Source organism: Sphingomonas sp. HF-S4 (assembly GCF_032911445.1).
Taxonomy (GTDB): Bacteria; Pseudomonadota; Alphaproteobacteria; order Sphingomonadales; family Sphingomonadaceae; genus Sphingomonas; species Sphingomonas agrestis.
On sequence record NZ_JAWJEJ010000001.1, the window covers coordinates 1,992,159 to 2,013,527 of the forward strand.

Consider the following 21,369-nt stretch of genomic DNA (forward strand, 5'->3'; position numbering starts at 1 on the left):
GCGCCGGACCGATCCAGTCTTGCGCAATGGAGAGAAAAATCGCGCTGATCGGTTTTGGCGAGGCCGCGCGGGCCTTCGCGGCTGATCGCCCCTGCGACTTCGCTTTCTCCGCTTATGACTTGAAGACCGACGCTGCAATGCGCGCTGCCTTCTCTAAGGCAACTGTTCTTGGCGCCGGACGACCCGAAGACGCGCTTGCCGGTGCAGAGGCAGTACTGTCGCTGGTCACGGCGGACCAGGCGCTCGCAGCCGCGCGGGATTATGCTCGATATCTGGCGCCTGGCACGCTCTGGCTCGACATGAACAGCGTCGCGCCCGAAACCAAGCGCGCGGCCGCCGTCGCGATCGAAGGCGCCGGAGGGCGGTATGCCGATGTCGCGGTGATGGCACCGGTGCACCCGGCGCGCCGTGCCGTGCCGCTATTGGTGAGCGGCTCGCATGCCGAGGCCGCGACCGCGCTGCTGGAAACCCTGGGCTTTACCAGCGTCCGCGCGATCGAAGGCGCGATCGGCGCCGCGTCGGCGGTCAAGATGATCCGCTCGGTGATCGTCAAGGGGATCGAGGCGCTCACCGCCGAGTCCATGCTCGCCGCCGAAGTCGCGGGCGTGCGCGACCAAGTGCTTGCCTCGCTCGACGCGAGCGAGACAGGGCGCAGCTGGGCCGAGCGCGTCGACTATGCGCTCAATCGCATGCTGATCCACGGCGCCCGCCGGGCAGCCGAGATGGAAGAAGCCGCCCGAACGCTGGAGGCGCTAGGGATCGACGCTGCAATGACTCGCGGCACGATCGCGTACCAGCGGGAAATCGGCGCCATCGCCAATGCCGCCCCCGCCGGCCTCGACGCCAAACTCACCCTCATCCTCGACAGGAAGGCGAAGGCCGCGTGACCCTGATCATCGACTGCCACGGCCATTATACGACCGCGCCGGCCGCGCATAACGATTGGCGCGAGGCGCAGAAGGCTGCGTTCAAGGCGGGCGAGGCCCCCCCGCCCTACCCCGCTATCTCCGACGACGAGATCCGCGAGACGCTGGAGGCGAACCAAATCCGCCTTATCCGCGAACGTGGCGCGGACATGACGATCTTCTCGCCCCGCGCTTCCGCGATGGCGCCGCATGTCGGCGACGAAAGTGTCGCCAAGGCCTGGGCGCGCGCCAATAACGATCTCATCGCCCGCTGCGTGGATCTCTATCCGGAGACCTTCGCCGGGGTGTGCATGCTGCCGCAGAACCCCAAGGCGGACATGACCGGCTCGATCGAGGAGCTCGATCGCTGCGTCAACGAACTCGGGTTTATCGGCTGCAATCTCAATCCCGATCCCGGCGGCGGGCACTTTACCGCGCCGCCGCTCACCGACCGCTTCTGGTATCCGTTCTACGAGAAGATGGTCGAGCTCGACGTGCCGGCGATGATCCACGTCTCGGGCAGCTGCAACCCCGGCTTGCACGCCACCGGCGCCTATTACATTGCCGCCGATACGATCGCCTTCATGCAGTTGATCGAGGGCAATCTGTTTGCCGACTTCCCTGCGCTACGCTTCATCATCCCGCATGGCGGCGGTGCGGTGCCCTATCATTGGGGCCGCTATCGCGGGCTGGCCGACATGCTCAAGCAGCCGAACCTCGACGGGCATGTAATGAACAACGTGTTCTTCGATACCTGCGTCTACCACCAGCCCGGCGTGAATCTGCTCGCAGAGGTGATCGACACCAAGAACATCCTGTTCGGCAGCGAGATGGTCGGCGCAGTACGCGGCATCGATCCCCAGACCGGCCAGTATTTCGACGACACCAAACGCTATGTCGATGCGCTGCAGATCGATCAGGAACAGCGGCATGCGATCTTCGAGGGCAATGCCCGCCGCGTCTTCCCGCGCCTCGACGCCAAGCTTCGGGCCCGCGGCCTGTGACGGAGGAACCAGTGACACCGCCCCGCGACATCCACCAATATCTCGCCGAGTTCGACGACATTCCCGGCACCCGCGTGTTCACCGCGGCCCGGGCCCGGCAGGGCTATCACCTCAACCAGTTCGCGATGAGCCTGATGAAGGCCGAGAACCGCGAGCGCTGGAAGGCAAACGAGCGCGCCTATCTCGACGGCTGGAAGCTCACCGAGGAGCAGAAGCAGGCGGTGCTCGACCGCGACTATAACCGGCTGCTCGATCTGGGCGGCAATATCTACTTCATGGCCAAGGTGTTCTCGACCGACGGCCAGAGTTTCCTCCAGGCGGTCTCCACGATGAGCGGGATGAGCCTCGAAGACTATCAGGCGATGATGCTCGCCGGCGGCCGTTCGCCGACGGGCCTTCGCTCGCTCAAGGACAAATATTGATGGCCCGGATCACCGCAGGCGTGGCGACGAGCCACATCCCCGCGCTCGGTGTCGCGACCGACCTGGGCAAGACCGAGGAGGCATATTGGAAGCCCGCCTTTGCCGGCTATGAATGGACCAAGGCGTGGGAGGCCGAGCAGAAGCCTGACGTCGTCATCCTGGTCTATAACGACCATGCCTCGGCATTCGACATGCGGGTCATCCCGACCTTCGCGATCGGTTGTGCTGAAGAGTTCCAGCCCGCCGACGAAGGCTGGGGCCCGCGCAAGGTCCCGGTCGTGCATGGCCATCCGGACTTGGCCTGGCACATTGCGCAAAGCCTTATCCTCGACGAATTCGACATGACGATCATCAACGAGATGGACGTCGATCACGGCCTCACCGTGCCGCTCAGCATGATGTTCGGCCAGCCCGATCAATGGCCGGCGAAGGTGATCCCGATCGCGGTGAATGTCGTCACCTATCCGCCGCCCTCGGGCAACCGCTGCTGGGCGCTCGGCGAGGCGATCGCCCGTGCCGTCGCAAGCTTCCCGGAGGACCTCAACGTCCAGGTCTGGGGCACCGGCGGGATGAGCCACCAGCTGCAGGGGCCGCGCGCCGGGTTGATCAACACCGAATGGGACAATCGCTTCCTCGACCGGCTGGAAGGCAACACCGATGCGCTCCGCCACATCCCGCATATCGAATATCTGCGCGAAACCGGCTCCGAGGGCATCGAGATGGTGATGTGGCTGGTGATGCGCGGCGCACTGGGCCGCACCACCCGGGCGCTGCATCGCCACTATCACGTTCCCGCCAGCAATACCGCGGTCGGGCACATCGTGCTCGAACCCATTACCGAACTCGGAGATACAGAATGAAAATTGCTATCGCGGGCGCGGGCGCCTTTGGCGAAAAGCATCTCGACGGGCTGAAGAATATCGACAGTGTCGAGGTGGTAAGCTTGGTCGGCCGCCGGCTAGACGCGACCCAGGCGGTCGCCGACAAATACGGGATCAACCATGTCACGACCCAGCTTTCCGAAAGTCTCGCGCTGGACATAGACGCTGTCATCCTGTGCACGCCCACGCAGATGCATGCGCAACAGGCGATCCAGTGCCTGGAGGCGGGCAAGCACGTCCAGGTCGAGATCCCGCTCGCCGACAGCCTGGCGGATGCGGAGGCGGTGCTCGCCAAGCAGCAAGAAACCGGCCTCGTCGCGATGGGCGGCCACACCCGCCGCTTCAACCCGAGCCACCAGTATCTGCACCGCAAGTTCGCTTACGGCGAGGCAGCCATCCAGCAGATGGATGTCCAGACCTATTTCTTCCGCCGCAAGAACATGAACGCAAAGGGCGAGGCGCGGTCGTGGACCGATCACCTGCTCTGGCACCACGCCGCGCACACCGTCGACCTGTTCGCCTATCAGGCCGGACCGATCGTGCAGGCCAATGCGCTGCAGGGGCCGATCCACCCAGAGCTAGGTATCGCGATGGACATGTCGATCCAGCTCAAGGCCGAGAGCGGCGCGATCTGCACGCTGTCGCTCAGCTTCAACAATGACGGGCCGCTCGGCACCTTCTTCCGCTATATCTGCGACAACGGCACCTGGATCGCGCGGTACGACGATCTGGTGACCGGCAAGGAAGAACCGGTAGACCTCTCCGGCGTCGCCGTATCAAGCAACGGCATCGAGCTGCAGGACCGCGAGTTCATTGCGGCGATCCGCGAAGGCCGCGAGCCCAACAGCTCGGTCGAGCAGGTGCTGCCCTGCTACCGCGTTCTCGACGCGCTCGAGAAGCAGCTCGCCCCGTGAAGACCCGGGTCGCGATCATCGGCAGCGGCCCTTCCGGCCTGCTGCTCGGCCATTTGCTGCGCGCCGCCGGGATCGACTGCGTGATCGTCGAACGGCAATCGCCCGACTATGTGCTCGGCCGTATCCGCGCCGGCGTGCTCGAGACGGTGACGACCGGCCTGATGGAGCAGCTCGGCATCGATGCCGGGCTCAAGGCAAAGGGTCTGCTCGAAGAAGGCTTCAACCTGGCCGACGGCGAGCGGCTGATCCGCATCGAGATCACGCGGCTCACCGGCAAGCATGTCGTCGTCTATGGCCAGACCGAAGTCACGCGCGACTTGATGGACGCGGCGCCCGAGCGCGGGCTGCAGATCGTCTATGAGGCCAAGGAGGTTGCGCTCCACGATCTGGAAAGCGATCGACCCTCGGTCACGTATCTGAAGGACGGCGTCGAGCATCGGATCGAGGCCGACTTCATCGCCGGCTGCGATGGCTTTCACGGCCCCTCGCGCAAGGCGATACCGGGTGCACAGGCACGCGAATTCGAACGCGAATATCCGTTCGGCTGGCTCGGCATCCTCGCCGACGTGCCCCCCTGCCACCCCGAGCTGATCTACGCCAACGGCGCGCGCGGCTTCGCGCTCGCCTCGATGCGATCGACGACGCGCAGCCGTTATTATATCCAGGTGCCGCTGACCGACACGCTCGACCAATGGCCGGCGGCGCGGCTGTGGGACGAGCTCGCAGAGCGTTTCGACCCGATCTCGGAGCACGGCGTGACGGGCGGCCCAGCGCTGGAAGTGTCGATCGCGCCGCTGCGCTCCTACGTATTCGAGACGATGCGCCACGGCCGCCTGTTCCTTGCCGGCGACGCCGCCCATATCGTGCCGCCGACCGGGGCCAAGGGTCTCAATCTCGCCGCCTCCGACGTCGCCTATCTCTCCGATGCACTGATCGCGCATTACCGGCACGGAGACGATGCGGCGCTCGCGGGATACGAGGCGAAGGCGCTTGCGCGGATCTGGAAGGCCGAGCGCTTCAGTTGGTATCTCACCAAGCTGATGCATCGATTCCCCGAGGACGGACGTTTCGAGCATCGCATGCAACAGGCCGAACTCGACTATGTCGCCTCTTCCGAGGCGATGCAGCGCGTAATCGCCGAGAATTATGTGGGATTGCCGCTTTGAGCCTACCCGAACGCGCGCTCGGTCCGTTCACTGTCTCTGCCGTCTCGCTCGGGTGCATGAACCTGAGCCATGCGTATTCCGCGCCGCCTCCGCCCGACTATAGCGAGCGCCTGCTCAACCGCGCTCTGGACCTTGGCGTGACGATGCTCGACACCGCTGCGCTGTATGGCGGCGGGAACAACGAGCGACTGATCGGCGCGGCGGTCGGGCATCGCCGCGGCGCATTCACGCTCGCGAGCAAGTGCGTGCTCGGCCTGCGCGACGGCAAGCGCGTGCTCGATGGATCGCCCGAGGCCATCACGGCCTCGATCGAAGGGTCGCTCGAACGGCTGGGGACCGACCATATCGACCTGATGTATCTCCATCGCCCCGATCCCGCCGTGCCGATCGAGGAGTCGATCGGCGCGCTCGTCCGCGCGAAGGAGGCCGGCAAGATCGGCGCAATCGGCGTGTCGGAGATGTCGGCAGAGACGATCCGCCGTGCGCATGCCGTGCATCCGATCGCAGCGGTGCAGACCGAATATTCGCTGACCGTGCGCAATCCCGAGATCGCCGTGCTCGACACCTGCGCCGAACTCGGCATCGGCTTCGTTGCATTCTCGCCAGTCGCGCGAGGATTGCTCGCCGCCAGCGTACGCGACGACGCGTATGCGCAAGGCGACATCCGCGCCGCGATGCCGCGCTTCACCGGCGACACGCTTGCGCACAATCTAATTGCAGTGCGATCGTTCGAGGCCCTGGCCGGCGACATTGGCATCACCCCGGCGCAGCTCGCGCTCGCCTGGCTGCTGGCCCGCGCGCCGCATGTTGTCCCCATCCCCGGCACGACGCGTATCGAGCATCTTGAAGAGGACATCGCCGCCGCAACGATCGTAGTGCCCGCCGAGGCGCTGGCGCGGGCCGAGGCGATCTTCGCCTCCGGCGCGATCCGTGGCGCGCGCTATCCCCGGCCGATGCAGGTGCAGGTAAGCACCGAAACCTTCCCGGACGAGGAACTCGCCTGACCTGACGCATCCAGCTCTGGTAGCGCTATCAATCGTGCGATAGGCTGCGAAAAACGGAGAGGAAGCGTCGATGGAATCTCGGGAAGAAGCCGAGCGTCGAGAAGGCGTGACGCGTCGATTTCTGCTCGGGGGATCTGCGGCGATGGCAGCCGGCCTTTCCATGCCGGCGTCCTCGGCACCGGGCGAGGCGCACGACGCCGATACGCATCGCCTTTGGTACCGCCAGCCGGCCGTGAAATGGACGGAGGCGCTACCGGTCGGAAATGGCCGTGCGGGCGCCATGGTGTTCGGAGGTGTCGCGCGCGAGCGGCTTCAGTTGAACGAGGACACTTTATGGTCCGGGGGGCGCTATCATCCCGTCAATCCCGCGGCGCGCGCCGCGCTGCCCGAGGTGCGCCGCCTGATCTTCGCTGGGCGGTATGCCGAAGCGCAAGCGCTGGCCGACGCGACCCTTATGGCCAAGCCGCTCAAGCAGATGGCATATCAGACCGCTGGCGATCTGTTTATCGATATGCCGCAGTTCGTCGAGACCGATATCCGCGACTATGAGCGCGAACTCGATCTAGATGCGGCATGCGCCAGCACGCGCTTCGTGGCGAACGGCACGCACTTCCGGCGCGACGTCGTCGCCTGCGCCATCCGCCAGGTCATTGCGGTCAGGCTCTCGGCGGATCGGTCTGGCGCGATCAGCTGCGAGGTGAGCCTGACCTCGCCATTGCAACGCGCGCTCACCGTCGATGGCGATACGATCGTGCTGTCGGGCCGAAACGGCGACAAGGAAGGCGTTGCCAGCGCGCTTCGTTTCGAGGTGCGCGCTCGTGTCATCGCGCGCGGTGGCGCCTCGACCGCGCGAGATGGAAAGATTGGTGTCCAAGGTGCCGACGAGGTGACGCTGCTGATTGCAATGGCGACGAGCTTCCGGCGCTTCGATGATGTGAGTGGCGATCCTGCCGCGATCACGCGCACGCGGCTCGACGCGGCGCGGGCGCACGACTTTATGACGATAGCCGCCCAGGCCGCCGCCGAGCACCGTCGGCTCTACCGTGGCGTCCAGCTCGACCTGGGACGGACGGACGCAGCCAATCAGCCGACCGATCTTCGCATCCAAGCGAGCGAACAGGCGAACGATCCGGCCCTCGCCACGCTCTACTTCAATTATGCCCGTTATCTGCTGATCTGTGCTTCCCGGCCGAAGAGCCAGCCCGCCAATCTGCAGGGGATCTGGAACGACAGCCTCGATCCACCCTGGGGCTCCAAATACACGATCAACATCAACACCGAGATGAACTATTGGCCTGCCGAAGTGACCGGCCTTGCCGAATGCACGGCACCGCTGATCGAGATGATCCGCGAGCTCGCCGAGAGCGGCGCGCGGACGGCACGCGAAATGTACGGCGCGCGCGGCTGGGTGGCGCATCACAATACCGATCTGTGGCGCGCGACGGCGCCGATCGACGGCGCGCAATGGGGCCTTTGGCCTACCGGCGGCGCTTGGCTGTGCACGCATTTGTGGACCCGCTACGAATATGGGCGCGACGTAAAATGGCTAGCGACGGTCTATCCGTTGATGCGCGGCGCGGCCGAGTTCTTCGTCGACGTGCTCCAGCGCGATCCGTCGACGGGCTTCCTCGTCACCAATCCATCGATATCGCCCGAGAACCGGCACCCTCAGGGTGCGTCGGTGTGCGCCGGACCGGCGATGGACATGCAGATTCTGCGCGACCTGTTCGAGCAGACCGCTGCGGCTGCCGATATCCTCGCTATCGACGCGCCTTTCGCCGCGCAGATCCGGACACTGCGGGAGCAACTTGCGCCCGACAAGGTCGGCGCGCTCGGCCAATTGCAGGAATGGCAGGAGGATTGGGACGCCGCCGCCCCCGAACGCGACCACAGACACGTCTCGCATCTCTACGGGTTATATCCTTCGCATCAGATCAACCTTCGGGACACGCCAGCCCTCGCGGCCGCCGCGCGGCGCTCGCTGGAATTGCGCGGAGACCAGTCCACCGGGTGGGCGACCGCGTGGCGCATCAACCTTTGGGCGCGACTCGGCGATGGCGACCATGCGCATCGCATTCTCAAGTTCCTGCTGGGGCCGGGACGCACCTACCCCAACATGTTCGATGCGCATCCGCCGTTCCAGATCGACGGCAATTTCGGCGGCGCGGCAGCAATCGCCGAGATGCTGCTGCAAAGCCGCGGCGACGAACTGCTGCTGCTCCCCGCACTTCCAAAAGCTTGGCCAACGGGGTCGGTTCGCGGACTGCGCGCCAAGGGAGCTTGCACCGTCGATCTGCACTGGCGCGCGGGCCTGCTGCGTCATGCCGATCTGGTTAGCGCCATCGGCGGCGTCTATCGTGTCCACCTGGGCGAGCGCAGCGTCACGGTCACGCTCCAGCCAGGACGGCCAGTGCGTCTCATTGGCGTTGCGCTGCGCGTGCGGAGATCCGGCTGAGCTACGGGTCGCTACCTTGGCGGGGGCCGGAAACGAGGCGATCGCGGATACTCAAGACCCCGGAGCATCTTCGCTGTACGATGTCTACCGGCGATCTGCCTGGTATCGGCAGTAGCGGCGACGGTATGCAGAACACGAGCTTCATGATCCGAGACCATAGCGGCCGCTAACGCATTGACGCGGTCGATAAATCTTGCTTGCTCCAGCTCCATGGCAAGAGAGCAAGAAAGCGTGGGCGCGCTGGCGCCGTTGGCGGGCTACCATTTGCGCCGCGCGTGGAGTGCGTTCTCGAGCGATTTCTCCGCCGCGATGGAAGGCACTGGCCTCCGCCAGGTACCGTTCGCCGTCCTGTCGGTCGTCGCGGCAAATCCGGGGATCAACCAGGGCGCGGTAGGCCGGGTGCTCGGGATCAAGCGCGCCAACATGGTCTCGCTGATCAACGAGCTGGTCGACAAGGGGCTGGTCGATCGCGCAGTCGATCCCAACGATCGCCGCGCCTTCTCGCTCAAGCCAACCGATGGCGGCACGGCGACACTGGAGGACGCCGTGGCGCGGATCGCGGCGCACGAGCAACGCATGCTCGCAGACCTGAGTCCGCAGGAGCAAGCGACGCTTCTCGACCTGCTCGGACGTATCGAGCGTCGGGCGCCGGAGATCGAGGAGGCGGCCTAAGGCCGGATTAGTCGCTCAAGATCAGCGCATCGAGCGCCACGACCCCCGCCCCTTGCGGATACACGACGAGCGGATTGAGATCGACCTCGCGGATCGAAGGCGTCCCGGCGAGGACACGCCCCAAGGCTGCAATCACCTCTGCCGCCGCTTCCACATCGAGGGGCGGCGATCCCCGATACCCATCAAGCAACTGTCCCTGTTTCAGCCCGCGCAGGGCCGCTGCGATCGCCGCAGGTGACAGGTCATGGGGCAGCAAGCGGACGTCGTGGAGCAACTCGGCCGTCACGCCGCCAAAGCCGACGAGCAGGATCGGCCCCCAGGCCGGATCGTTGCGCGCGCCGACGATCAGTTCGGTCCCCCGTGCGCCCATCGCCTCGATCAGCGCACCGTCGAGAACGATCGCGGAATCATAGGCCCTGACGTTCTCGTGCAGGCGATGCCAGGCCGCTTCCAGCGCCGCGGCGTCGGCGATGCCCAGGATCACGCCCCCCGCGTCGCTCTTGTGGCTCAGCGCGGCTGCCTGGGCCTTGAGTACGACCGGATATCCGATGCTGGCGGCGGCGGCCATCGCCGCGTCCAGCGTCGCGGCGAATGCACCGCGCGGGAAAGGAATGCCGGCAGGCGCGAGCAGCTGCTTCGCCCGATATTCCGGGATGACGCCGCGCGGAAGATCGAGCGGGAACGGCGCATCCGCTGCCTGCGCGGTATCGCGTTCGGCGTGCCGCATGAGGTGACGCAATGCGCGAAAAGCGCGGTCCGCCGACGGGAAATAGGGCACCCCCAGCGCGCGCAGCGCTGCGATATAGTCTGCCGGAACCGCGGCCCCATCGTCCAGCCCGGCAAAGATCACCGGCTTGCCAGGCTTCAGCGCGCGCACGGCATCGGTGATCGGCGGGAACTTGCGCGCGCTGGTCGCCTCGTCGGTCTGGATGATCGCCAGCACCACCGCGGCATAGGCATCGTCGGCAAGCAACGGTTCGAGCGAGCGGCGATAGAGATCGGGATCGACCAGCGCCTGCGCGGTCAGGTCCATCGGATTGGATACCGGGATGAATGCCGGCACGGCCGCGCGCATCGCCTCCGCCGTGGCGCCTTCGACCGGCGGCAGGGCCAGCCCGATCCGCTCCGCCAGATCGAGAGTGAGCGCCTTGAACGCTCCGGACTCGGTCAGCACCGCCGCACCGCCTTTGGCCAGGCTGCCGGCGCGCGTGACGACCTCAAGCACGTCGCCTAGCGCTTCGAGGCCGTCGACCAGCACGACGCCGGCGCGCTCGACCTTGGCGCGCATCAACTCCCAGTCGCCCGCCATCGCGCCGGTATGCGTCGCGGCGGATTCACGCGCGGCGCTCGACGTGCCCGGATGCAACAGGACGATCGTCTTGCCCGCCGCCTGCGCCTGCCCGGCCAGGGTCAGGAACCGCGCGGGATCGCGAAACTGCTCGACGATCATGCCGATCACCGGGGTGGCCGGATCGGCGATCAGATGCGCGACATAGTCTTCGACGCCGCTAGCAGCCTCGTTGCCCGTCGAAACCGACAGCGTGATGCCAAGATCCTTAGCCATCAGCGTCGCGCCCAGTACCACCGCCATCGCCCCGGACTGGCTGACGATGCCCACTGCCGGCCGACCGGCAAGATCGAGCACCGGCGCCTCGACGAAGGTCAGCGGCACGCCCGTTGCATAATTGACCATGCCGAGGCAGTTTGGTCCTTCGATCACCATTCCGCTCTCGGCGGCGATGCGCGCGACTTCCGCCTGCGCGGCAAGCCCCTCCTCTCCCCCTTCGGCAAAACCCGCGGAGAAGATGATCGCTGCGCCGACTTTGCGTTGCGCTAGAGCGCGCACCGCATCGAGCACCGCTGGCCCAGGAATGGCGAGCACTGCGGCATCGACGCCTTCGGGCAGGTCGGCGATCGACTTCAGGCACGGACGTCCGTCGATCGCGTCCCGCTTGGGGTTGATCAGGTGGACAGCGCCGGCATAGCCGTGCCGTTCGAGATTGCGCATCACGCTGTTGCCGAGTGCGCCGGGCGTCGGGGAAGCGCCGACGATCGCCACCGACCGGGGCGCGAGCAGGCGAGTGAGATCAGCCATTGTAAGACTTTCCGAACGATCGCGGCCGTCAGCCGCCCACCTTCCCCGCGCGATCCTTGTCGTAGGCGCCGAGCCCGGGCTTGTAGCTCTTCTCGTCGATGAACTGGCGGATGCCTTCCTTGCGGCCCTCGTTATCGTACGAATTCGCCGCTTCCTGCGCGCGGATCAGATAGTCTTCGGCATCGTCATAGCTCAGCACGCCGACGCGGCGGACCGCATCCTTGGTCGCCTTGAGCGCCACCGGGTTCTTGGCGAGCAGTACCTTCGCCACCTCGGTGACGCGGTCCTTCAGCGTCGCCAACGGCAGCGCTTCGTTGACCAGGCCCCACTCGGCGGCAGTCTTGCCGTCGATATTCTCGCCCATCATCGCGTGGTACATCGCCTTGCGGAACGGCAGCAGCTCGGTCGCGACCTTGGTGGCGCCGCCGCCGGGCAGGATGCCCCAATTGATCTCGGAAAGGCCGAACTTCGCTTCCTCCGCCGCAAAGGCAAGGTCGCAGGCGAACAACGGACCGTAGCCGCCACCGAAGCACCAGCCATTGACCATCGCGATGGTCGGCTTCTGATACCAGCGCAGGCGCCGCCACCAGCCATAACTCTCGCGCTGGGCCTTGCGCGTTCCCTTGAGGCCATCCGCTTCGGTCTCGCGAAAATATTCCTTCAAATCCATGCCCGCCGTGAACGCCGCGCCTTCGCCGCTCAGCACCAGCACGCCGACGTCGTCGCGGAACTCGAGCAGGTCTAGCACTTCCATCATGTCGCGGTTGAGCGTCGGGCTCATCGCGTTGCGCTTGTCGGGACGGTTGAAGCGCACCCAGGCGATGCCCCCCTCGACATCATACGCTACGACGCCGTTGCTGCTCAGTTCGGTCATTTGCTCGTCCTTTTCCGGTGAGCGCTCGGCTCACTCGACACTGTAGAATTCGATCAGCACATGATCGGGCATGCGGATGCCCCGCCCGACAAAGGTCCTTTCGCGCAGCCGGCCATGCTTGCCCGGTGGGGGGTCGAACACCGGCGAGCTGCGGAAGGAAGGTCCGGCATCGTCGCGATCAGATCGGATAATGGCCGGGCTGGGTCTCGATCGTGATCCAGCGCAGTTCGGTGAACGCGTCGATCCCCGCCTTGCCGCCGAACCGTCCGTAGCCGGAGGATTTGGTGCCGCCGAACGGCATCTGCGCTTCATCGTGCACGGTGGGTCCGTTGACGTGGCAGATGCCCGACTTGATCTGGCGCGCCACTCTGAGGCCGCGCGCCGTGTCGCGGGTGAAGACGGCCGCGGACAGGCCGTATTCGGTGTCGTTGGCAAGCGCGATGGCATGGGCTTCGTCGCGCGCGCGGATGATGCCGACCACGGGGCCGAAGCTCTCGTCGCGGAACAGCTTCATCTCGGGCGTGACCTTATCGACGATGTGCGCAGGCATCAGCACGCCGTTCGACGCACCGCCGACGAGCTTGTCGGCGCCGTTCGCCACTGCGTCGTCGATCAGCGACTGGACGTGATCGACCGTCTTCTGATCGACCACCGCGCCGAGCGGCGTCTTACCCTCGCGCGGATCGCCGACCGGCATCGCGCTCACCTTCGCCGTGAACTTCTCGGCAAAGGCATCGGCGACGCTGTCCACCACGATGATCCGCTCGGTCGACATGCAGATCTGGCCCTGGTTCATGAACGCGCCGAACGCCGCGGCCTTCACTGCCTCGTCCAGATCGGCATCGTCGAGCACGATCAGCGGCGCCTTTCCGCCCAGCTCGAGCAGCACCGGCTTGAGATGCTCCGCCGCACGCTTGGCAATGATCCGGCCCACCGCGGTCGAACCGGTGAAATTGATCCGGCGGATATGGGGATTGTCGATCAGCGCGCCGACGATCTCGCCGGCGTCTTCGGGTGCGTTGGTGACGATGCTGACCGCGCCTTCGGGCAGGCCCGCTTCGGCGAACGCCTCGGCAATCAGGCTGTGCGTGCGCGGGCATTGCTCGCTTGCCTTGAGCACCACCGTATTGCCGCAGGCAAGCGGCACGGCGACCGCGCGCACGCCGAGGATGATCGGCGCATTCCACGGCGCGATGCCGAGCATCACGCCCACCGGCTCGCGCAGCGCCATCGCGATGCAGCCGGGCTTGTCCGACGGAATCACTTCGCCGCCGATCTGGGTAGTGAGCGCCGCTGCCTCGCGGACCATGCCCGCCGCGAGCATCAGGTTGAAGCGCGCCCAGCCTTCGGTCGCGCCGATTTCGTGCATCATCGCTTCGACGAACTGATCGGCACGCGCTTCGAGCGCAGTGGCAGCCTTGGTCAGCCCGGCGCGGCGCGCGTTCGGGCCGAGGGCGGACCAGACGGCGAATGCCGCCGCGGCGGACTCAACCGCAGCATCGGCGTCGGCAGTGCTGAACGCCTTCGACGTGGTCGCGGCTTCGCCGGTGACCGGGTTGAGTCGCGTAAAAGTCCTAGCGCCGGCCTGCGGCGGTGCGATCGTTGCCATTGAGCACCTCTCCTATTTGTTATATACTATAGCTTATTTTGACGAATGCAAGCGCTGTCATCCTGCCGACGCAAGCGGGGCTCGGCGCACCTTGCTTAGGCCGAACAGCGCTAGGGCACCGACGACGGATCCCAGGCCCATCAGCAATGCGACGGTCTGCAATGGGTAGCCCTGCGCGAACAAAAGGCCTGCCAGCGCCGGCGCGAGCGCCGATCCGCCGCGCCCCACGCCGATCACGACGCCCGTGGCGGTCGCCCGGACCGCGGTCGGGAAGCTCTGGGCGATCAATGCATAGAGGCCGACCACCCCGGCATTGGTCGCGAAGCCGGCCAGCGCGGCGACGGCCGACAAGCCGGCGAGGCTGCTTTGCCCGGCCCCGAAGATAGCGACGAGCGCCGTCGAGGCGAGCATCGCGATGATGGTGAGGCGCAGCAGCGGCAGACGCGCGGTAAGGAGGCCGAGCAACAGCGATCCGCTGGCGCCGCCGATGCTGGCCCAGACGAGCACACCCGCGGCCGCCGATGGCGCAAAGCCCATGTCGGTCACGATCTTCGGGATCCACTTCAGGATGAAATAGAAGGTCATGATGTGCGCGAGATACGCGAGCGTCAGCAGGATCGTAGGCCGCCGCAGCGCAGGCGAGAACAGCGCGACCAAGGGCACCTTGGCAGGTGCCGCGTCCTCCACCGGGAGTGCATCCACGGGCGCATGCCCCATCCGCCCGAGGATGCGATTGGTCCGCGCAAGCGCACCCGATGGGCGGCGATGCACCAGGAAGGCAATCGACTCCGGCGCGCACCACAGGACGATCGGAATGAACAAGGTGCTGGCGAATGCGCCGAACAGGAACACCGCGCGCCAATCGAAATGCGCCAGCAGCACGGCGGAAATCAGTCCACCGATGATCGTGCCGAGCGGATAGCCCGCTGCCATCAACACCACGGCCAGCGCGCGGCGCCTGTCGTTCGCCGCTTCGGCGACCGCCGCATTGGTGGCGGCGAGCATGCCGCCGATGCCTAGCCCCGTCAGCACGCGCCATGTCGAGAGCACCGCAATCGAGTCGGCGCTGGCAGCGCCGAGCATCCCGATCGTCATCATCACCAGGCAGGACAGGATCGTGGCGCGCCGGCCGACGCGATCGGCGATGCCGCCGAGCAGCAGCGACCCCGCGGCCATCCCGATCAATTCCATCGACAGCACCACGCCAAGCGCCGCGCGATCGATCCGCCATTCGGCGGCGATGCCAGGCGAAGCAAAGCTGATCGACAGCACGTCGAACCCGTCGAGCGCGTTGAGCCCGACCATCGTCGCGACGATTCCCCATTGGAACCGTGACATCGGCTCGCGCTGGATCACTGTCCGCGGATCGCTTGCCATCTACCCCTCCATCGTTGCCGCGATTGTGCGGCGATTTGTTATGGAAGGCAACAATATCCTAGCGGTAGATGCGCGCGAGCAGGGTTCTTAATTGCTTGAGTTCGTGGGCGGTGAAGCGGCCCGTCAGCCACGCCTCATGCTCTGTGATCGCGGCCTTGGCTTGTGCCAGCAGAGCTTCGCCTTGCAGGGTCAATTCGAATGCGATCCGACGCCGATCGCTCTCGGACGGCGTGCGGCACATCAGCCCGCGCTTCTCCAGGGCGTGGACCAGGGTCATCGCCGTGGCACGATCCATGTCGAGCTTCTGCGCGATGTCGGTCTGCGCGATCCCCGGATGATTGCCGACCAGCCATAGCACCGAAATCTGCTTCTGGGTCAGCCCCAGTTCGCCGAAATGCTCGCCGAAGTGCCGCTGCACCGCGCCGTGCACGCGGCGGATATGCAGGCCCAGGATCGTGTCCAGCTCGCCGATCTCGGCTGTCGACGATGGTGGCTCGACACCAATATTCTTGGTCTTCGATACGCGATTGTTCCCCATCGGATTCGCTATAGGCCGCCTGCCCGCCATCGGCCAACCCGCCGCATAGCACTTGTCATGCGCCATAGCAGTTTTGTAAGCAGTTCCTACAAAATCCTGGGAGAGAATGCATGTCGAAGCCGCCGTTCCGTGCCGATCATGTCGGCAGTTTCCTGCGCCCGAAGGCGCTGATCGATGCGCGCGAGGCGCATCGCGCGGGACAGATCGACGCCGACGCGCTGCGCCTGGCGGAGGACGCGGCGATCCGCGACGTGGTCAAGTTCCAGGAGGATCTGGGGCTCCAGGGCATCACCGACGGCGAGTTCCGCCGCACGTATTTCCACACCGATTTCCTGCTCCAGCTAGACGGCGTCGAAGAAGCCGGCGGCAGCCAGGTCAAGTTCCACCAGCATGGCGGCAAGGAGCTGGAATATGCGCCGCCGGTGATGAAGATCGCCGGGAAGATTGCGCATGCCCGCGACATCCAGCGCCGCGACTATGAATTCCTGGCGAGCTGCACCACGCGCACGCCCAAGGTGACGATCCCGTCGCCGACGATGCTCCATTTCCGCGGCGGCCGCGAGGCGATCGACGCCACGGCCTATCCCGACCTGGAGGATTTCTACACCGACCTGGCGGCCGCCTATCGCGCCGAGATCGCCAGCCTGGCCGATGCCGGCTGCCGCTACCTCCAGCTCGACGACACCAACCTGGCCTATCTGTGCGACGATACCCAGCGCGCCAACGCCCGCGCACGCGACATGGACCCCGACGCCCTGCCCCGCCTCTATGCCGACATCATCAACCAGTCGATCCGCGACCGCCCCGACGACATGACGGTCTGCGTCCATCTGTGCCGCGGCAACTTCCGCTCCTCCTGGGCGGCGGAAGGCGGCTACGAGCCGGTCGCCGAAGTGCTGTTCAACGCACTGGATGTCGACGGCTATTTCCTGGAATATGACGATCCGCGCTCGGGCGACTTCGCCCCGCTGCGCCATGTGCCGAAGAGCAAGACCGTCGTGCTCGGGCTGGTCACCACCAAGCTCGCCGAGCTCGAATCCGCCGACGATGTCCGCCGCCGGATCGACGAGGCGGCGCAGTTCATGCCGCTCGACCAGATCGCGCTGTCGCCGCAATGCGGCTTCTCCTCGACCGTGCACGGCAACGACATCGAAGTCGGGCAGCAGGCCGCGAAGATGCAGTTGGTGATCGACGTCGCACGATCGGTCTGGGGCGACCAGGCCTGACCAGGCGAGTCCGCGACGCACCGGGCGTCGCGGACAGTTCGCTCAGAAGCTGCCCGAGAGCTGGACGTACCAGGTCCGGGGCCGCGCATAGATGCGCTCGGCATAGCCAAGCGTCGCCAGCGAGGCGTTGCCCTGGATCAGATAGCGCTCGTCGAACAGATTGGTGACGCCGCCGGTCAGTTCGTAGCGTCCGGCGAATTTGAGCGCGACCGAGGCGTTGCCGACGAAATAGCCGTCTTCCTCGATCAGCGGGATGCTGCCGGTGATGAAGGCGACCTTGGACTGATAGCTGCCGTCGAAGCGGGGCGTCAGCGTCGCGCCGCCCAGATCGAAATCGATCCCGATCCCGAAATTGGCCTGATAGTCTGGCGTGAGCGGCAGATCGTCGCCCGGCGCGACCGTCGCCGTCGCGCCGGGCACCGGCGTGATGCTCTGGATTTCGTCGTCCAGCTTGCTGACGCTGGCGTTGAGCAGCAGCCCCCAGGGCGCGCGGTAATTCGCCTCGGCCTCGAACCCGCGGATACGTGCCTTGCCGGCGTTGAACAGCAGCGGCACGACGCCCTGGCGGAAGATCAGCTGGATATCGTCGTAATTGGCCTGGAATGCCGCCAGATTGAGCCGCAATCCGCCGATATTGGTCTTGGCGCCGATCTCGTAGCTGGTGACGCTCTCCTCATCGAACGGCACCGGGACATTGCCCGCCGGCGCCGCATTGTAGCGGGTGTTGAACCCACCGGATTTGAAGCTGCGGGCATAGGAGGCATAGGTGCTGATCGCGTCGTTCCAGCGATACTGGATGCTGGCCGAACCGGTGAGCGCCGAGAAGCTCTTGGCGAAGGGGCGATTGTAGATGAACAGCGGCCCGCCCTGCGGCACCGCCAGCGTCGGCAGCGGGTTGGGATCGGGCAGGGTCGCCGGGAACAGGTTGAGCACGGTGCCGCGGAAGGTCTTGCGGTCGGTCGTGTAGCGCAGCCCGCCGCTGACCTCGAGGCCCTGCGCGGGCTTGAAGCTGATCTCGCCGAAGCCGGCGACGGAATCGGTCTTGAGCTGCGAGATCTGGAGATCGCGCGAGCCGGGCCCACCGGCGAGGATCGACGCGATGACCGGCGGCGACGGGGGGAACGCCAGCGGCACGGTCGCACGCTCGTCGGTGACTTCGTTGAAATAATAGCCCCCGAAGATCGCGCTGACACTTCCCCAATCGAGCTGGAGCTGGACCTCCTGGCTGAACTGCTCGGACTGCGAGCCGACATCGGTGGTGATCAGCGTCAGCGGGGTATTGTCGGCATCGCGCACGCCGCGCGAACTGGTGTTGCGATAGGCGGAGATGAGCTTGACCGCCGCGACGTCTGTCAGCCGGATATTGGCCGTCGCCGCGACGCCCCAGATCTCCGAGGTACTCAACACCGCGGCCGTCCCACCGTTAACGAAGGGCCCGCGGATCTGGAGGTCATTGGCGCAGCGCGGATCGTTGATCATCGGCACGTTCGGCGCACCGAAGCGCGGATTGCCGGGCGTGAGCGGCGCGAACGGGATTGTCGCGCCCGGGCACCCCGCCCCTACGCTGGCGATCGCTGCGACGGGCGCCTGCTCGTTGATCCCGGCGAACACGAACGGCGCGCCATTCTCGTCACGCTTGCTGTAATCGCCGCGGACGAACAGGTCGAAGTCCGCCATCGGCTCCCATTTGATCGCGCCATTGAGCGAATAGCTGTTGTCGTTGCCCAGATCGAGGCCGTCGAATTCGCGGATGACATAGCCGTCGCGCTTGCGGAAACCACCCGAGACGCGCGCAGCCGCAGTGTCGCCGATCGGAATGTTGAGCGCTGCGAACCCCTCGACCAGATCGTCGCTGCCGACGCGAATGCGCGCGCGGCCGTTCCAGGCGCCAAGCTCGGGCTGGCGCGTGCGCACCAGGATCGCGCCGCCGATCGTATTGCGGCCGAACAGCGTACCCTGCGGACCGCGCAACACTTCGACGCCGGCGATGTCGCCGAAATCGATCGCCCCGCCCACGGCGCGTCCGAGATAGACTTCGTCGAGATAGATGCCGACCCCGGGATCGACCGCGGCGGTCGGATCGACCTGACCGACGCCGCGAATGAACACCACCGAGGACGCGCTGTTGCCCGACAGCTGCCCGGCGGGCTTGAATTGCAGGCTCGGCGTGATGCGCTCGAGATCCTGGGTCTGGAGGATTTGCCGCTCCTCGAGCATCTCCGCGCTCAGCGCCGTGATCGCGACCGGCGTATCCTGCAGGCTTTCCTCGCGCCGCCGCGCCGTGACGACGATGTCGTCGCCGCTGCGGCTGGCTTGCGCGTCCTCGCTGGCCGTGTCCGTTTCCGCGACGTCGGCGGTTTGCGCCCAGACAGCCGTTGGAAGCCCAGCGACCGAGACAGCCAATGCCGCAACGCCATATGCCAGGCGCACCCGCGCCCGCCCGCCAAATCCAGCCATGCATCCATCCCCTTTGCCGGGATCGTCCGTCCCGATGCCGGGGAAGTTCCCACCAGAATTAGTTCATGTCAATAACTGTTATGTCGTGTACCTAATTTGCGGTGCCCGCGAGCTTGTCGAGCAGGCGCTTGAGTTCGGCGCGCTCGCTGGCGGTCAGCCCGAGACCCAGTTCGCGATCGTGGACGCGTGCGCACGCACGCAGCTCGGCGAGACGCGCCGAACCGATCGCCGTGAGAAAGATCCCGAAGGAACGCCTGTCGATCGGCGTCGAGCGCCGCTCGATACAGTCTTGGGATTGCCAATAGTCCAGGAGCATCGTCACCGTGGGCCGCGAGAGCGCGAGTGTCTCGCCGAGTTGCACCTGGAGCAAGCCGGGATTGGACCCGACGACTTCCAGCATCGCGTAGCGCAGCGGCGTGACCGAACGGTCGCGCACCGCTGCGTGGAAGGTGGCGTCGCCGACAAAATTGGCGCGGGCGATCGCATAGCCCAGCAATCGATCCAGCTGACCCTTGTCCACGCCGATCGTGTCGTTGCAGGCCTGCCGGCGAGCGGCCGCGCTCACGCCGGCGTGTCCAGCCAATCCAGGATCTCCTGGCGATGCTGGTCCAGCCGCGGTGGCGGCCCGCCGGCGGATCCGATATCCGGGGACAGTCGGAAACCGGGCCCCGGAATGTCGACGCGATTGGCGTGCCCGTCCGGGGAAAGCGCCACCGGGATCATCGCGCCCGGGCGCGCCAGATCGATCGCCTCGTCGACCCGGCGGACCATCCCGCACGGGATGCCCTCGGCACTCATCCCACGTTCCCATTCGACGGCATCGCGCCGGAGGATCTCGCGCGCGACTTCGTCGTGGAACGCGTCGAAATTCTCGCGCTGCGCTGCGCCCGTCGCGAAGCGGGGATCGTCGAGCCAGTCCTCACGACCGAGGTGGCGCGCGAGCGCGGCGAACTGCTTGGGCTGGACGACCCCAAGCGAGATCTCGCGGCCATCACGCGCCGTGAACATCGCGGCAGTCGGCAGGCCGCTATAGCCGGTGTTGCCGCTGCGCGGCATCGGGGTGCCGGTGGCCAGGAAAGGCGTCAGCGCGGATGTCATGAAGGCCAGGCTGGCATCGAGCATCGACACGTCGATGAAGCTTCCGCCGCCGCCGTTCGCCCGGCGGAACAACGCGGACAAGATCGCGATGGCCGCGGTCTGGCCGGTCAGCGTATCGACGATCGGGAAGCCCACGCGCATCGGCGGATCGCCATCGCCGCCGCTCAGCATCATCATCCCGCTGGTTGCCTGGACGATGTTGTCGATCGCGGGCCAGTCGCGATAGGGCCCGTCCTGGCCATATCCAGAGACCGAGCAGAAGACGATGTCGGGATTGGACTGGCACACCTGCGCATAAGCGAAGCCAAGGCGCTCGATCACGCCGGGCCGGAAATTCTCGAGCAGCACATCGGCGCGATCGACGATCCTGCGCGCGATGTCGCGGTCGCTCGGATCCTTGAGGTCGAGCGCGATCGACTTCTTGCCGGCATTGGCGGCGATGAAGGCGGGGCTCATGCCGCCCAGCCTTTCGTCGGCGCCATAGCTGCGGAAGGCATCGCCTTCGACCGACTCGATCTTGATGACCTCCGCCCCCATCAGCCCGAGCAGATGCGAGGCATAGGGCCCTGCCATGACATGGCTGAAATCGGCGACCAGAATGCCGTCGAGGGGTTTGCTCATGAATGCTCCGAAAGCTGGGAGGTCTGGCCGGACCTGCGCGCGAGTTCGAGA

General features: G+C 66.0%; 18 protein-coding genes. 10 read left to right on the plus strand and 8 right to left on the minus strand.

The window, feature by feature from the left end; genetic code table 11:
- The first annotated feature begins 26 nt into the window (after positions 1-26).
- The 9 genes from RZN05_RS08765 (at position 27) to RZN05_RS08805 (ending at position 9,423) form a co-directional block, all read left to right on the plus strand.
- Positions 27-887, plus strand: coding sequence for an NAD(P)-dependent oxidoreductase (locus RZN05_RS08765; RefSeq protein ID WP_317226234.1), 861 nt, complete (start codon positions 27-29; stop codon positions 885-887).
- The gene (locus RZN05_RS08770; RefSeq protein ID WP_317226235.1) at positions 884-1,909 is read left to right on the plus strand and encodes an amidohydrolase family protein; all 1,026 of its coding nucleotides are present in this window, start codon (positions 884-886) and stop codon (positions 1,907-1,909) included. Before RZN05_RS08765 ends, RZN05_RS08770 begins: the two co-directional genes overlap by 4 nt.
- An 11-nt stretch (positions 1,910-1,920) precedes the next feature.
- Complete coding sequence (gene ligA / locus RZN05_RS08775; RefSeq protein ID WP_317226236.1) at positions 1,921-2,331, plus strand: protocatechuate 4,5-dioxygenase subunit alpha; 411 nt, start codon at positions 1,921-1,923, stop codon at positions 2,329-2,331.
- On the plus strand, positions 2,331-3,191 hold the full coding sequence (locus tag RZN05_RS08780) for a class III extradiol dioxygenase subunit beta (RefSeq protein ID WP_317226237.1): 861 nt from the start codon (positions 2,331-2,333) through the stop codon (positions 3,189-3,191). Before ligA ends, RZN05_RS08780 begins: the two co-directional genes overlap by 1 nt.
- On the plus strand, positions 3,188-4,126 hold the full coding sequence (locus RZN05_RS08785; RefSeq protein WP_317226238.1) for a Gfo/Idh/MocA family oxidoreductase: 939 nt from the start codon (positions 3,188-3,190) through the stop codon (positions 4,124-4,126). The genes RZN05_RS08780 and RZN05_RS08785 overlap by 4 nt, the downstream gene beginning before the upstream one ends.
- The gene (gene pobA, locus RZN05_RS08790; protein ID WP_317226239.1) at positions 4,123-5,292 is read left to right on the plus strand and encodes a 4-hydroxybenzoate 3-monooxygenase; all 1,170 of its coding nucleotides are present in this window, start codon (positions 4,123-4,125) and stop codon (positions 5,290-5,292) included. The genes RZN05_RS08785 and pobA overlap by 4 nt, the downstream gene beginning before the upstream one ends.
- Positions 5,289-6,296, plus strand: a complete 1,008-nt coding sequence (locus RZN05_RS08795; RefSeq protein WP_317226240.1) for an aldo/keto reductase — start codon at positions 5,289-5,291, stop codon at positions 6,294-6,296. The genes pobA and RZN05_RS08795 overlap by 4 nt, the downstream gene beginning before the upstream one ends.
- A gap of 142 nt (positions 6,297-6,438) precedes the next feature.
- Positions 6,439-8,751 (plus strand): glycoside hydrolase family 95 protein, encoded by a 2,313-nt coding sequence (locus RZN05_RS08800; protein ID WP_317226241.1) that lies wholly within the window; start codon positions 6,439-6,441, stop codon positions 8,749-8,751.
- Between the two features lie 210 nt (positions 8,752-8,961).
- Entirely contained in the window at positions 8,962-9,423 is a 462-nt protein-coding gene (locus RZN05_RS08805; protein ID WP_317226242.1) for a MarR family winged helix-turn-helix transcriptional regulator, read from the plus strand.
- Between the two features lie 7 nt (positions 9,424-9,430).
- On the opposite strand, the gene RZN05_RS08810 is transcribed toward RZN05_RS08805, so the two are convergent.
- The 5 genes from RZN05_RS08810 to RZN05_RS08830 form a co-directional block, all read right to left on the minus strand.
- Positions 9,431-11,518: an acetate--CoA ligase family protein gene (locus RZN05_RS08810; RefSeq protein WP_317226243.1), complete on the minus strand. Its 2,088-nt coding sequence runs from the start codon at positions 11,516-11,518 to the stop codon at positions 9,431-9,433.
- A gap of 28 nt (positions 11,519-11,546) precedes the next feature.
- A complete protein-coding gene (locus RZN05_RS08815) occupies positions 11,547-12,392 on the minus strand; it encodes a p-hydroxycinnamoyl CoA hydratase/lyase (protein ID WP_317226244.1) in 846 nt (281 codons plus the stop codon).
- A gap of 178 nt (positions 12,393-12,570) precedes the next feature.
- Positions 12,571-14,001 (minus strand): aldehyde dehydrogenase, encoded by a 1,431-nt coding sequence (locus RZN05_RS08820; protein ID WP_317226245.1) that lies wholly within the window; start codon positions 13,999-14,001, stop codon positions 12,571-12,573.
- A gap of 57 nt (positions 14,002-14,058) precedes the next feature.
- Complete coding sequence (locus RZN05_RS08825; RefSeq protein ID WP_317226246.1) at positions 14,059-15,378, minus strand: MFS transporter; 1,320 nt, start codon at positions 15,376-15,378, stop codon at positions 14,059-14,061.
- Positions 15,379-15,436: 58 nt separating this feature from the next.
- Positions 15,437-15,916 (minus strand): MarR family winged helix-turn-helix transcriptional regulator, encoded by a 480-nt coding sequence (locus tag RZN05_RS08830; RefSeq protein ID WP_317226247.1) that lies wholly within the window; start codon positions 15,914-15,916, stop codon positions 15,437-15,439.
- Between the two features lie 110 nt (positions 15,917-16,026).
- Between RZN05_RS08830 and RZN05_RS08835 the strand changes: the two genes are divergently transcribed.
- Complete coding sequence (locus tag RZN05_RS08835) at positions 16,027-17,142, plus strand: 5-methyltetrahydropteroyltriglutamate--homocysteine S-methyltransferase (RefSeq protein ID WP_317226248.1); 1,116 nt, start codon at positions 16,027-16,029, stop codon at positions 17,140-17,142.
- A 42-nt stretch (positions 17,143-17,184) separates the two neighbouring features.
- Here the strand turns inward: RZN05_RS08835 and RZN05_RS08840 are convergent, their stop codons facing one another.
- The 3 genes from RZN05_RS08840 to RZN05_RS08850 all read right to left on the minus strand — a co-directional run bounded on the left by RZN05_RS08840 (position 17,185) and on the right by RZN05_RS08850 (position 21,318).
- Positions 17,185-19,599, minus strand: a complete 2,415-nt coding sequence (locus RZN05_RS08840; protein WP_317226249.1) for a TonB-dependent receptor — start codon at positions 19,597-19,599, stop codon at positions 17,185-17,187.
- Between the two features lie 91 nt (positions 19,600-19,690).
- Complete coding sequence (locus RZN05_RS08845) at positions 19,691-20,164, minus strand: MarR family winged helix-turn-helix transcriptional regulator (protein WP_317226250.1); 474 nt, start codon at positions 20,162-20,164, stop codon at positions 19,691-19,693.
- A complete protein-coding gene (locus RZN05_RS08850) occupies positions 20,161-21,318 on the minus strand; it encodes a CaiB/BaiF CoA transferase family protein (protein WP_317226251.1) in 1,158 nt (385 codons plus the stop codon). Before RZN05_RS08850 ends, RZN05_RS08845 begins: the two co-directional genes overlap by 4 nt.
- Positions 21,319-21,369: the final 51 nt, after the last annotated feature.

Excerpts from the sequence above, each read along its gene's own strand:
- RZN05_RS08765 (WP_317226234.1), top strand. The coding sequence starts at position 27 with ATGGAGAGAAAAATCGCGCTGATCGGTTTTGGCGAGGCCGCGCGGGCC.
- RZN05_RS08780 (WP_317226237.1), top strand. The coding sequence starts at position 2,331 with ATGGCCCGGATCACCGCAGGCGTGGCGACGAGCCACATCCCCGCGCTC.
- RZN05_RS08785 (WP_317226238.1), top strand. The coding sequence starts at position 3,188 with ATGAAAATTGCTATCGCGGGCGCGGGCGCCTTTGGCGAAAAGCATCTC.
- RZN05_RS08800 (WP_317226241.1), top strand. The coding sequence starts at position 6,439 with ATGGCAGCCGGCCTTTCCATGCCGGCGTCCTCGGCACCGGGCGAGGCG.
- RZN05_RS08805 (WP_317226242.1), top strand. The coding sequence starts at position 8,962 with ATGGCAAGAGAGCAAGAAAGCGTGGGCGCGCTGGCGCCGTTGGCGGGC.
- RZN05_RS08810 (WP_317226243.1), bottom strand. The coding sequence starts at position 11,518 with ATGGCTGATCTCACTCGCCTGCTCGCGCCCCGGTCGGTGGCGATCGTC.
- RZN05_RS08815 (WP_317226244.1), bottom strand. The coding sequence starts at position 12,392 with ATGACCGAACTGAGCAGCAACGGCGTCGTAGCGTATGATGTCGAGGGG.
- RZN05_RS08820 (WP_317226245.1), bottom strand. The coding sequence starts at position 14,001 with ATGGCAACGATCGCACCGCCGCAGGCCGGCGCTAGGACTTTTACGCGA.
- RZN05_RS08825 (WP_317226246.1), bottom strand. The coding sequence starts at position 15,378 with ATGGCAAGCGATCCGCGGACAGTGATCCAGCGCGAGCCGATGTCACGG.
- RZN05_RS08830 (WP_317226247.1), bottom strand. The coding sequence starts at position 15,916 with ATGGGGAACAATCGCGTATCGAAGACCAAGAATATTGGTGTCGAGCCA.
- RZN05_RS08835 (WP_317226248.1), top strand. The coding sequence starts at position 16,027 with ATGTCGAAGCCGCCGTTCCGTGCCGATCATGTCGGCAGTTTCCTGCGC.
- RZN05_RS08840 (WP_317226249.1), bottom strand. The coding sequence starts at position 19,599 with ATGGCTGGATTTGGCGGGCGGGCGCGGGTGCGCCTGGCATATGGCGTT.
- RZN05_RS08850 (WP_317226251.1), bottom strand. The coding sequence starts at position 21,318 with ATGAGCAAACCCCTCGACGGCATTCTGGTCGCCGATTTCAGCCATGTC.